11 protein-coding genes and 1 pseudogene are annotated in these 12,793 nt (G+C 41.5%); 8 read left to right on the plus strand and 4 right to left on the minus strand.

Going from position 1 to position 12,793, the window contains the following annotated elements; translation table 11 throughout:
- The first annotated feature begins 36 nt into the window (after positions 1 to 36).
- The 7 genes from AC1WMD_RS11645 (at position 37) to cydC (ending at position 8,969) form a co-directional block, all read left to right on the plus strand.
- On the plus strand, positions 37 to 627 hold the full coding sequence (locus tag AC1WMD_RS11645) for a nucleotidyltransferase family protein (RefSeq protein ID WP_043904633.1): 591 nt from the start codon (positions 37 to 39) through the stop codon (positions 625 to 627).
- A gap of 224 nt (positions 628 to 851) precedes the next feature.
- Positions 852 to 1,334: a MogA/MoaB family molybdenum cofactor biosynthesis protein gene (locus AC1WMD_RS11650; protein ID WP_043904634.1), complete on the plus strand. Its 483-nt coding sequence runs from the start codon at positions 852 to 854 to the stop codon at positions 1,332 to 1,334.
- A gap of 41 nt (positions 1,335 to 1,375) precedes the next feature.
- Positions 1,376 to 2,623 carry a molybdopterin molybdotransferase MoeA gene (locus AC1WMD_RS11655; RefSeq protein WP_043904635.1) on the plus strand — a complete coding sequence of 416 codons (1,248 nt, stop codon included), beginning with the start codon at positions 1,376 to 1,378 and terminating at the stop codon, positions 2,621 to 2,623.
- Positions 2,624 to 3,087: 464 nt separating this feature from the next.
- Positions 3,088 to 4,494, plus strand: coding sequence for a cytochrome ubiquinol oxidase subunit I (locus tag AC1WMD_RS11660; protein WP_043904636.1), 1,407 nt, complete (start codon positions 3,088 to 3,090; stop codon positions 4,492 to 4,494).
- Position 4,495: 1 nt separating this feature from the next.
- Complete coding sequence (gene cydB / locus AC1WMD_RS11665; protein WP_494257317.1) at positions 4,496 to 5,509, plus strand: cytochrome d ubiquinol oxidase subunit II; 1,014 nt, start codon at positions 4,496 to 4,498, stop codon at positions 5,507 to 5,509.
- Positions 5,509 to 7,224 (plus strand): thiol reductant ABC exporter subunit CydD, encoded by a 1,716-nt coding sequence (gene cydD / locus AC1WMD_RS11670; RefSeq protein WP_494257318.1) that lies wholly within the window; start codon positions 5,509 to 5,511, stop codon positions 7,222 to 7,224. The genes cydB and cydD overlap by 1 nt, the downstream gene beginning before the upstream one ends.
- Complete coding sequence (gene cydC / locus AC1WMD_RS11675) at positions 7,224 to 8,969, plus strand: thiol reductant ABC exporter subunit CydC (RefSeq protein ID WP_494257320.1); 1,746 nt, start codon at positions 7,224 to 7,226, stop codon at positions 8,967 to 8,969. The genes cydD and cydC overlap by 1 nt, the downstream gene beginning before the upstream one ends.
- A gap of 365 nt (positions 8,970 to 9,334) precedes the next feature.
- On the opposite strand, the gene AC1WMD_RS11680 is transcribed toward cydC, so the two are convergent.
- Both AC1WMD_RS11680 and AC1WMD_RS11685 read right to left on the minus strand, forming a co-directional pair.
- Complete coding sequence (locus tag AC1WMD_RS11680; RefSeq protein ID WP_494257321.1) at positions 9,335 to 9,964, minus strand: DUF2238 domain-containing protein; 630 nt, start codon at positions 9,962 to 9,964, stop codon at positions 9,335 to 9,337.
- 440 nt (positions 9,965 to 10,404) lie between these two features.
- Positions 10,405 to 10,659: pseudogene (locus tag AC1WMD_RS11685) on the minus strand (helix-turn-helix domain-containing protein); the annotation flags it as partial.
- A gap of 209 nt (positions 10,660 to 10,868) precedes the next feature.
- Between AC1WMD_RS11685 and AC1WMD_RS11690 the strand changes: the two are divergent.
- Positions 10,869 to 11,114, plus strand: a complete 246-nt coding sequence (locus AC1WMD_RS11690; protein WP_494257323.1) for a hypothetical protein — start codon at positions 10,869 to 10,871, stop codon at positions 11,112 to 11,114.
- Between the two features lie 11 nt (positions 11,115 to 11,125).
- Here AC1WMD_RS11690 and AC1WMD_RS11695 read toward each other — a convergent pair whose 3' ends face one another.
- Positions 11,126 to 11,344 carry a helix-turn-helix domain-containing protein gene (locus AC1WMD_RS11695; RefSeq protein ID WP_494257389.1) on the minus strand — a complete coding sequence of 73 codons (219 nt, stop codon included), beginning with the start codon at positions 11,342 to 11,344 and terminating at the stop codon, positions 11,126 to 11,128.
- A 353-nt stretch (positions 11,345 to 11,697) separates the two neighbouring features.
- Entirely contained in the window at positions 11,698 to 12,789 is a 1,092-nt protein-coding gene (locus AC1WMD_RS11700) for a class II aldolase/adducin family protein (RefSeq protein WP_494257324.1), read from the minus strand.
- Between the last annotated feature and the right edge of the window lie 4 nt (positions 12,790 to 12,793).

A 12,793-nucleotide genomic window follows, 5' to 3' on the forward strand; every position in this document is an offset into this window, starting at 1 on the left:
GTAGTTCACATACTATTTAATTGGTGGGAAAAGTGTATGAACGACATTGGTGCTATTATTTTAGCTGCCGGCATGTCTAAACGAATGGGACAACCAAAACAATTTCTTAACTTGCATGGAAAGCCCCTGTTTCGACATGCAGTTGAAACAGCTGTACACTCGGGACTCCAACCAGTTGTCGTAGTGGGCGGCGAACAGACCGAGTTACTTAAAGAACATATCCGTGATTTGCCGGCTATTGTGGTTCACAATCCAAATTTTGCTGAAGGGTTGTCGTCTTCGTTAAAGGCCGGGGTGAAAGCTATTCAGGATAAAGTTTCAGCAACATTTATTTTTTTGGCCGATCAACCGTTTATTCCCGTTACGGTTGTTAAGCGATTACGGGAATCATATGATGTTGCAAAGTCAAAAAATATCAAAATTATCCGTCCCCGCTATGCATCTGTCCCTGGTCATCCAGTCTTGTTTGATGCGGAAATTTTTCCGGAGTTGCTTTGTATTGAAGGAGACCGAGGTGCACAGCAAGTCATTCAACAACATTTAGCCGAACTGAAATATGTCGATTTTGATAATCCACTATGGGGGGTAGACATCGACACTCTAGAAGAGTGGCAAAGATACAGATGAGGTACGGCCAGCCCTAACTAGTTTTCTAGGTACAAAGGTTAAACCGACAAGTGAGGCAAACTAATACATAAGAAACTGCCGATTTTAGTCGTGCAGAGGCTCAGGATATGTGCAAGGCTGCAGACAAAAGCAAAGTAAACGGCCCCATCTACTTGGTGCGGAAAACAGGGGCAAAAGCGGTGACTATGTAAGGGAAGACAGATGAGAGGAAGGAGAATCGACGATTGGGTTGGAAAGTCGGTGTATTAACAGTAAGCGATAGAGTTTTCCACGGTGAGCGGGATGATAGGGGCGGGTTGCTCTTGTGTGAGCTTGTCCGCCGTATTGACGGAGAAGTAGCGGTATACGAGATTATTCCTGACGAACGACCGGTCATTGAGGCAACACTCATTCGCTTCGTTGATGAGGTATGCTGTGATCTCGTGCTGACGACTGGGGGCACGGGGTTTGCACCTCGGGATGTGACGCCGGAAGCGACGAAAGCCGTGATTGAAAAGGAAGCTCCCGGATTAACGGAAATGATGCGAATGAAAACACTTTCGAAAACGAAGTATGCCTCCCTTTCCCGCTCTGTAGCAGGTATTCGCAAAGAAACACTTATCGTAAACTTTCCGGGAAATCCGAAAGGGGTACAAGAATGTTTTGATGTCGTTCAACCTGTCCTTTCCCACGCACTTGCCCTTATAAAAGGGAAGGACGTTCATTAGGGCATGCCTTTCTTAAGTTTACAGAAAGAGGGAGACGAAAGATGAGATTTCAGCGAGAAATTGTGGACGTTTGGGATGCGCAAAAGCGTCTGGAACCGTGGATTCGTCCGCTTGGTACAGAAAAAGTGAAGCTGACGGAAAGCATTGGCCGATACCTCGGTGAAAATGTGGTAGCGACGCACGACTTTCCTCACTTCCGCCGGTCGATGATGGACGGGTTTGCCGTCCGGTCGACTGATACAAAAGGGGCCTCTGACGAATGTCCAGTTACTCTGCAAGTCATTGAATCGATCCCGTGTGGTGCTGTTCCGACAAAGAAACTGACAGCGAATACGGCTGCGCGCATTATGACCGGCGCGATGATGCCAGAAGGTGCCGACTCTGTCGTCATGATTGAATTGACGGAACAGATGCAAAAAAATGGTCAAACGTATACGGTGGTTAAAAAGGAGACGACCCCTAATGAAAATGTCATTCCCGTTGGACTGGAAATGGCTAAAGGTACGTTAATCCTCGAAAAAGGGCGCAAGATCAATCCCGGGGAAGCCGCCCTCCTCGCTGCCTTCGGTTACGATACAGTCACTGTTTCACGCCGGCCGACAGTTGCTATTTTTGCCACAGGGTCGGAACTGCTTGACGTAAGTGAGCCGCTCGAACCTGGAAAAATTCGTAACAGCAACAGCTACATGGTCGCCGCTCAGGTGTTAAATGCCGGTGGGATTCCTGTTCTCCTCGAGAAGGTGCCGGATGACGTTGGACTCGCTAAATCAATGATTCTCGATGCAATGGAAAAAGTCGATCTCGTCATTACAACCGGCGGGGCTTCCGTCGGGGATTACGACATTTTGGTCGACATTTTTGAACAGTGGGACGGTAAGATGTTGTTTAACAAAGTGGCAATGCGTCCTGGCAGCCCGACGACTGTCGGAGTTTGGAAGGATAAATTTTTGTTTGCTCTTTCGGGGAACCCTGGAGCGTGTTTCGTTGGGTTTGAGCTGTTCGTTCGTCCAGTTATTTGGGGGATGCAAGGAAAACCTGATTTTTATCTCCCTTCGTTTTCAGCATTTCTCGCTGAGGACTACAAAAAAAAGGACTCGTTTTATCGCATTGTACGCGGAAAGAGCGAAGTAAAAGACGGAAAAATTTACGTCCGATCGGCTGGAATCGATCAGTCGAACGTTTTGTCATCTATACGGGATACGGATTGCTTGTTTGTTATTCCCGCAGACCGGAAAGAGATGAATGCAGGCGAGATGGTGAAGGTGTTACGATTAAATGTGCCTGAGTGAACTTTCCGATGAAAATATATAAGAAAGGAAAACAACGTCTCTAAGGGCGTTGTTTTTTTCATATTAATCTAAACATGGTGATCATGATCTTACATGCAATTAAGATCTTTTACGAATTTCGCCGTAATTTTGTAACATATTTGTCAAACTATCAAAGAATTTATGATCGTTTTTTTGTTATAGTATTAGTAAGTTTCTCGTTCAATAAAGCTGTTTTCGCCACTCAGAAGGTGACCATTTTTTGTACATTTTTCACGTTTCCCATGTTAATAATGTTTAATTTCGTGAATTTATGAATTGATATCACCCCAGGTCGTGTTCTGATCAAATTCCTAAAGGAGGAAATACCATGGGTTAAGGTGCATAGTTATGTGAAATTTTGAACATATAGTCATCTATGTGAAAATATGAACATGATATTAACACAGGTCAAATTCTGGGGAATACTTAAAGGAGGAAATGCCATGGATCCAGTAATGTTGGCAAGGATACAATTCGCTTTGACTACAATCTACCACTTCTTCTTTGTGCCGCTTACCATTGGCCTAGCATTTATTATCGCTTTGATGCAAACGTTATACGTAGTGAAGAAAAATGAGATTTATAAAAAAATGGCGAAATTCTGGGGACATTTGTTCCTGATTAACTTTGCCGTAGGGGTTGTAACAGGAATTATTCAAGAATTCCAATTTGGGATGAACTGGTCGGATTATTCTAGATTTGTCGGTGACGTCTTCGGGGCACCCCTCGCCATTGAAGCATTGCTTGCCTTTTTTATGGAATCTACTTTTATCGGCCTTTGGATTTTTGGCTGGGATCGGTTGCCTAAAAAGGTGCACTTGGCAAGCATTTGGCTTGTATCGATTGGAACTATGCTTTCCGGTTTTTGGATTTTAACAGCAAACTCCTTCATGCAAGTGCCTGTTGGTTATGAAATTAGAAATGGCAGGGCAGAAATGGTTGATTTTCTTGCGCTTATAACGAATGGACAATTGTGGGTGGAGTTTCCGCATGTCATCACAGGTGCATTATGTACCGGAGCGTTCTTCGTTGCTGGTGTTAGTGCCTATAACTTATTAAAAAAGAAACATATTCAATTTTACAAGAAATCCATGAATATCGCCTTAATCATTGGTTTCATCGGCAGTTTGGGTACTGCCTTCAGCGGACATGCACAGGCACAATATCTTGTGAAAACACAGCCGATGAAGATGGCAGCTGCAGAGGGCATTTGGGAAGATACGCCCGATCCTGCTCCATGGTCAGCATTTGCCTTGATTGATACAAAGAATCAAAAAAATAAGTTTGAACTAAATATTCCTTATGCATTAAGCTATTTATCTTATTCTAAATTTGAAGGCAGTTTAAAAGGAATGAAAACTCTCCAAGCCGAATATGCGAAAAAATACGATCGAATCGTTGGCGAAGGTACGAATTATATCCCTCCAGTCAAAACGACGTATTGGAGCTTCCGTTTAATGGTTGGCTTTGGCATGGCGATGATATTATTATCGATGATTGGTCTTTATCTGTGGAAAAAGGGACGCCTTCTGCAAAGCAGTAGGTTCTTGAAAACCCTTGTTCCTGCTATTTCATTTCCGTTTTTGGCAAACACTTTCGGATGGGTCATGACCGAAGTGGGCCGTCAGCCATGGACGGTATTTGGATTGATGACGACAGCTGACGCTGTATCACCAAATGTTTCTGCAGGGACCATATTATTTTCCATCATGATGTACACGCTGATATTCACGATTCTTGCAGGGGTGATGGTTTATTTGATGGTTCGTGAAATTAAACGAGGACCGGTAGAGCATCAAGATGCAAATTCAACGGTATCCATAGATCCATTCAATAAGGCAGGTGTTTAAGATGGAATTGAGTGAAATTTGGTTTTTCTTAATCTCCGTACTCTTTATTGGGTTCTTCTTTCTTGAAGGTTTTGATTTTGGCGTGGGAATGTCGACTCGTTTCCTTGCTCATGATCAAAAAGAAAGGACTATCATGGTGAATACAATCGGTCCTTTCTGGGACGCGAATGAAGTATGGCTTATAACTGGAGCGGGCGCCATTTTTGCGGCATTTCCGCACTGGTATGCAACAATGTTCAGCGGCTATTACTTATTGATGCTGGCAGTCTTGCTGAGCCTAATTGGGCGCGGCGTTGCTTTTGAATTTCGCCGCAAAGTTGAGGACACGCGCTGGACGAATACGTGGGACTGGGTGATTTTTTTCGGAAGCTTGCTGCCGCCGTTCCTTCTAGGTGTTCTATTTACAAGCATGCTTAAGGGTGTGCCGATCCATGAAGATATGAATATGGAAGCCGGGCTCTCGGATGTTATTAATATTTATTCGATTTGGGGCGGCTTCACGATTACATTGCTATGCTTATTGCATGGTTTGACGTTCCTGTCTTTAAAAACAGAAGGAGAGATCAGACAACGTTCGGCTGCATTGGCGAAAAAATTGGTGTTGGCCGTATTTGGATCACTTGTCGTCTTTGTGGGACTTTCTTCGTTTGTGACAGATATTTTTGAGGTGCGCCCTATCCTTGAGCTTATTATTGTTGTATTGATTGTGCTTGCTATTGGATTATCATACTATTTCATTTCCAATAAACGCGAAGGAATGGCATTCACCATGACAGGGCTTGGAATCGTGTTAACGGTATCATCGATATTCGTTGGACTGTTCCCAAGGGTGATGGTCAGTTCCTTGAACAAAGCTTTTAATTTAACGGTCTACAACGCATCCAGCGGGGCATATTCCCTAAAAATAATGACAATTGTAGCGGCAACTATTTTACCGTTTGTTTTAGGATATACTATTTATAGCTATTACGTATTCCGCAAACGAGTATCTGACAAGGAGCATTTAACATACTGATGGATAAAGCGTTGTTCTCTTACAAAGGGATGAAGCCAGTTTTAGCTGGGCTGGCGATATTAACGGCTATCCAAGGTGCTATCATTATTATTCAGGCTTATTTTTTGGCAGACGCAATCTCCTCCCTTTTCGGGGGAGATTCGTTTGCCAATGTCTTTAAAAAGTTGATCATTTTCTTTCTTGCGTTAGTTGTCCGCCAACTGCTTACCGTTTGGAAAAAAAATATAGCCTACCATTTTGCAGCGAGAACGAGTAAAGAGTTCCGGGAATCATTGTTGCAAAAGCTGTTTCAACTCGGCCCTCGTTTTGTAAAAGAAGAAGGCTCCGGACAGACAGTCACCTTGGTTATGGAAGGAATAATGAAATTCCGCCGCTATTTGGAGCTGATTCTTCCGAAATTGATGAATTCGGCAATGATCCCTGCCATGATCTGCATCTTTATCTTTTTTATAAATATCCGCTCTGCTGTCATTTTAGCCCTAGCCGTTCCGATACTTATTGCCTTTATGATATTGCTTGGATTGGCGGCAAAAAGAAAGGCAGATCGCCAATATGAATCCTATCAAATGCTGTCCAACCATTTTGTCGATTCTTTGAGAGGATTGGAAACCCTCAAATATTTAGGATTAAGCCGGCAGCACATCAACCAAATTATTTTAGTAAGCGAAAGATATCGCCGGGCTACAATGGGAACTTTGCGTATCGCCTTTTTATCTTCGTTTGCATTGGATTTTTTTACAATGCTTTCTATAGCGACCGTCGCCGTTTTTCTTGGAATAGATTTAATAAACGGGAAGATGGAGTTGCGTCCGGCGTTGACGATTCTGATCCTGGCGCCGGAGTACTTCCTGCCAATTAGGGAGGTCGGGGCTGATTACCATGCGACGCTTGACGGCAAAAATGCGGGCAAAAAAATTCAGGAAATCCTCGATAAGGAATCGCTGCAGCAAAAACAGGATCCTATTCCCCTTTGGCAATCAACAAGCACATTTTCTGTGAAAGGGGTAAGTGTACATTTTGTTGACAGCGATCGTCCAGCTTTGCAAGATATCCAATTTTCTGTTTCAGGCTCAAAAAAAATTGGAATTATTGGAGCCAGCGGTGCAGGAAAATCGACATTAATTGATATATTAAGCGGATTTTTAACACCTTCGTCAGGTGAATTTCAGATAAACGGCAAGAAATTAACAACTTTATCCCAGTTGAATTGGCAAAGCCAAATAACATATATTCCCCAACACCCTTATATATTTCACGATACCGTTTTCAACAATATTCGTTTTTATCATCCGGAGGCAACAGTCAAAGAAGTTGAGAAGGCCGCAGAGAGAGCGGGCCTTGCCGAAATGATTCAATCGCTGCCGCAGGGATTCGAGACAATCATAGGGGAAGGGGGACGGAGCTTAAGCGGCGGGCAAGAACAACGGATCGCCCTCGCGCGGGCATTCTTAAGCAACCGTCCTATCATCATGCTTGATGAGCCAACTGCCCACCTTGATATTGAAACGGAATACGAATTAAAAGAGACGATGCTGCAATTGTTTAACGGCAAGCTCGTATTTTTTGCTACTCATCGCTTGCATTGGATGCTGGATATGGATCAAATCATTGTTCTTGATCAAGGCAAAATAGTGGAAATCGGAACACATGAACAGTTAATAAGGAAGAATTCTACTTATTATCAGCTTGTTAAAACACAGATGGAGGATTTCTAATGGACAAGGAGAATTGGATCTTCCCGTATTTGCGTCAATATCGCGGCTTGTTTGCGTTGGCTATTCTTCTTGGTTCGCTTACCATTCTCTTTGGCGGAGCATTGATGTTTACTTCGGGTTATTTAATTTCTAAAGCGGCGACACAACCTGAATCCATTTTAATGGTTTATGTGCCGATTGTCGGTGTCCGTGCATTCGGAATTGGCCGGGCTGTGCTTAGCTATGTGGAGAGATTGACAGGACACCAATTCATTTTGAAAATACTTTCCGAAATGCGCGTCCGCTTATATAAAATCATTGAGCCGCAAGCATTGTTTCTTCGTTCCCGCTTACGCACGGGTGACATGCTTGGTGTACTCGCCGATGATATTGAACATTTGCAGGATTTTTACTTAAAAATACTGTTTCCTTCGATTGTTTCATTAGCCATTTACACAGTGATTATTATTTGTGCAGGACTTTTCTCGATTCCATTCGCAATTCTCCTCGCTGTATTCATAGGGTTGTTGATTTTTGTCGGTCCAATTATTTCATACATTTATATGAAAACAAAAAATGAACAATGGAAAAGGGGAAGACACCAACTTTATCAACAGTTTACCGATACGATTTTTGGCATAAGCGACTGGATATTTAGTGGGAAATACGCGACTTATATTCAGCGATACGAAACACAAGAACAAAAACTGCTTGAACTGGAAACGAAGAAACATTCCTTTGTGAACTGGCGGGACGTATTAAATCATATTGTACTTGGTGCCATTGTCGTTATAGCCATCTATTGGGCCAATGGGCAAACGCTAAGAGGAGAATTCTCGCCCACGATGATTGCTGCTTGCGGTCTTGCAGCCCTGTCCTTAGTAGAATCCTTTTTACCGATTGCAGGGGCGGTTAGTGAAACATCATCCTATCAAGACTCATTAAAGCGTCTTGAAGCCATTCAAGCAGAGTCCTCTCAAACTCAGATAGAAGCAGATGGACGGAAAGATTCACTGAACTTATCTCAAGTAACGATTGAAATAAACCATTTATCATTTGGATATACTTTGGAAACACCACTGCTGGACGATTTTAGTTTAAAAATAGGGCAGGGGGAGAAGATTGCCATTATCGGGCGCAGCGGATCTGGAAAATCGACGCTGTTGAAATTAATTCAAGGAGCACTTGTACCGATTCGTGGAGAAGTGCGTATAAACGGGATGAACGCACATGAGTTGGCTTCGGCTGTTCCAAAATTAATGGCTGTTCTTAATCAAAAGCCTTATTTATTCAATACATCCGTCATGAACAACATCCGCCTCGGCAACCCGGAAGCAACGGATGAAGAAGTATATGAAGCAGCTAAGATGGTTCAATTGCATGAGATGATTATGCAATTGCCTAAAGGGTATGAGACGAACATGCATGAAACAGGTTCTCGCTTTTCCGGCGGTGAGCGGCAAAGAATAGCACTTGCACGGATATTATTGCAAAAAACTCCGATAGTCATCATGGATGAACCGACAGTTGGGCTCGATCCAATCACAGAAGCAAACTTATTGGCTACCATTTTCGATACACTGAAGGGAAAAACGATCATTTGGGTAACGCACCATTTGATGGGGATGGAGAAAATGGATCGCATCCTTTTCCTTGAAAACGGAAAAATCACCATGGATGGCAGCAATCAACAACTGCTTAAAAGCGAGGAAAGATATCGACGATTATATGCGCTGGATCGTCCGCTTTACAAGAGTGAGCGGTAGGTAATGGGTGGCTATGATTCATCTTCAGCCCCCAACGACAGAAAGTTAGAAAGAAGGGGCTAAAACCTTATTGTTCCTGTCCATGCTGGCAATATCCCGAATGGACAGAAGGTGAAGATGTTGAATCGAGAACAAATATCCAGCCATCCAAAAACAGAAGAAACGTGTATGGAGTACCCTTCAGCAACTCATGGAAGGAAAACGTACTTGCTTATTTTCCTTTCCCAAATAAACAGGGTGTTCTCTCGCCGAGAAAACACCCTGTTCGTGTTGCTTTCTATCACATGAATTGTATTTGTGCAAAAACTTAGGAGATATGGTTTTCATTTTATTTCCACCAACTTCACTAGGAAGTCCCATCTTTTTTATTCTTTTATTATTTCTTTTTTTAACAGTCTGTTATGTAGTTTAGAAAAGATGAGCAATGCAACAATGGAACCGACCAAGCTGCATAACATATCCCATTGTGTATCCCAAATATCGCCTTGGATTCCTAAAAAGTCTTTCGACGCTTCTCCTCCCTTGCCTATTTTAGAAACTAACCATTCAATAATTTCGTACAAAGCAGCGATGGCCAGCGACATGCTTATAACAATCGTAAATAACCAAGGCCCTTTCGTTAATGGAGTTTTTCGTAATAAAATTTCTCTCAGCACAATCGCAAATAAGCCTTTAAGCAAGTGCCCAAATCGGTCGTAATGATTTCGCTTTAAGTCATAAGTGTCTTTGATCCAATCAAAAAGAGGGACTTTGGAATAGATATAATGGCCGCCGACGAACATAATAATGGATAGAATAGCAATAATGACATAAGAGAGAGTAGTGAAACGAAATTTATTGTATGTTGCGATGATGATGATCAAACCTACAACGGCAGGACTAACCTCCAACGCCCATGTCAGGTAACTGGCTGGTTTGATCGCTGACCAAATAAAAACGGCAGTAACGACCAATAGTAAAAATAGATGAATTTTTCTACTTCCACCGTTTCTCACGTTATTCACTCCTTTAGGAAGATGCTTTACTTACAGTATTTCACAAACAACCATTTTCATACCGTGCATATATTTTCCTTGTTACGCGAAGAATGAACGACTTTAGCTTATACAAATTGATTTAGTTAAACAAACAAAAATATAAGCGGGATACAATTTGAACGACAAATAATCGAGAAGCAACAGGAAAGGTGGATATTAATTAAATTTGCCTAATGTAATTATTATAATTTTGGAGCAATTTTCAAATTATTTGGAATGCACTTCGAAACGAACTATCAAATCAGATATTCAACCTATCACTGGTGACAAGTATGATGTTTTAATTAACATCATCTTTAAAGAGCCTATAGGTTCTTTTCAGTTTGTCGATTTTGTCGACAAGCTATAACCCTGCCGTTTGGCAGGGATTTTTGTTCCCACCAGGCATGCTAGCTCTTTTATTTTTTCTTTCTTCCTGTATTGCTTTTGGGAGTCGATCTCGGACGGCTAATTCTAATAAATCGCATAAAGGTTTTAATTCCTCGTCCGTTAGGTACTCCATCCCAGTGAAGATCCTTTTCCTTTAATAACTCTTTTGCGTTTCGAGTTGGTTCCTTTGGATACGGATTGTCAGTTAGTCCGATCAAATAATCAGCGCTAGTTTTTATAACTTCGGCTAATTTTACTAATATCTTTATTGGTGGTTGTCGATAGTTACTTTCGTATCCTAAATAAGTACTTCTGGCAACACCTACTCTATCAGCTACCTCTTGGTACGGACGAGGTTAGGCGAAAAATAAAAAAAGGCGGCTCGTTACGTTACGGGTCGCTTTCGTGTTTTCGAAAATTTTTCGGGTTTTCGGGCGCGCATGCATTTTTCGGAGATAACTCGAAAATATAATATAAAAGGGGGTTTGATTTTATGAATAATGGGCAGAAAGATGTAGATAAATACATAGAGGAACTCAAGAAAAAGGACGGGAACAATTCAAATGACACCGAAGTGATCGAAAATATTAAAGGATTAGTAGAGCTATACGAAAAACGAATACTTGATGAAATTGATTTATGTAAGGGTGTTCGAGAAATAGTGAATAGTATTGTCGTGTTGGAAAATGAAGTGCTATTCGATAGCCATATGTTCAAGTCGATGGGTGACATCGATTAGCAAAGTGAGGTCTAATCAACCTCACTTTTTTCATGCGCGATTTCAAATAATTCGCTTACGTCATCTATTTCTAGTGCGTCGGTAATACGTTCGAGCGCTTTTTTCGCATAGCGTTTCATTAAATCGTTACATAGCTCACTAATTGCTCGCTCCGACACACCGGACATTTCGTGTAGTTGTTTTTGTTCGATGTCTCTTTCTTTCAGTATTTCACTTAATTTAAACCTTATGTTTCACCGGAACGAAAAGAAAAGCTGGATGCTTGGTGCAGGGAGTATGGTGTTAAGCATGAGGTGCTATGCAAGTAAGTGGGTAAAAAAGAAGGCGGAGTAAGACTCCGACCTTCTTATGTACTGTCCTATTATAATTACAGACCAAAACTTTAATGAGAAATGTACAGGGAGAAAGTTACGGGGATTTGCCGAAGCTTATGAAGCTCTCCAACGAATGTTTGAAGAACGTTACAATTAACAAAATAAGAGAGGACAAATCCTCCCATCTATCCAAATTTATTTAAGAGATATCTATCTTAATCATTACACAATTCTTGACGGTATCAAAAATCTTTATACATGTAAATACGTTAAGACATCGGTACTTGAGGAATAATTTTACCTTCGATACGTTCAAAGATGTCATCTAAATCCGTACCAGTGATGGTTAAGCCATGGTTTTTAAGGCCAATAATAGCTCTTGAAGGATCCTCTGAATTTCTGACAAGTTCAGCCACTGTTTTTGCAAGTTCAATCGTTCCACATGGATAATTAATCTCTGTAGCCCTTACGCCATCCATCCAAGCATGAACATGTACAATCGCCCCTACCTTTGGGTGTTCTTTATAAATCATCCAGTGTTCAATCGCATCAACAGATGCCCTTCTTGGTGTTATATTCGGAGGAACGCTTACTTTCATAGCATTTTTATCAGGATCATATCCCTTTATTAAAAGAAAATCTTCGCCAACCGTTTTCATATCTGCTTTGTTAATTCCGCTTGCACTCATCCAAAAGCTTTCACTGTCCCGTCTGGCACTGAGGTTTCCATAGCTTAATCCTCCTATTCCGTAAAGTTTTTTTAGATGACGCATATCACGAGGTGTAAGATATTCCTCCAATGGGAATGGGGCAGGGAGCAAATTCATACGGTCCAGCCTTTTTCCAGATTCGCTTAATGATTTCGTAATCTCATCGCCGTTCCACAATTCTTCTGGAAGATCATCATAAAAATCATTGTCAATCACTAACTGCGAAGCTGCAAGCGGTTCCAATCTTTCATAAATACGTTTAAAAAATGTTTCCTCTTCTCCTTTTCGATACGTCAATTTGTAAAACCCTTGTTCAGGTGTAAGAAAATAAATATCCGTTGTTTCATCATCATTATGTAAGATATACATCAAATGATTGGCCAAAGATCTGATTAAATATGGATAGGCTGATTTGTGAATGTTTTCAGATTTTTCCGATGTTTCCATAACAGAAACGACAAACGTTGCCTGAGCCTGTCTTCGGTAAGGCCGCGGTTTTTCAGGATCAATAAAATGAAACACAAGTTTAATATTTTCTTCAGGAACGTAATAATACGTATAACCTCTTGACAAAAACTCCTCTTTTATTCCTTCTGCAAGCCAATTTAAAAAGGGAGTTTGCTTGTTTCCACTAATGGTGAAAGTTCTCATGCTG

The organism is Parageobacillus sp. NEAU-HV-2, from assembly GCF_059115485.1.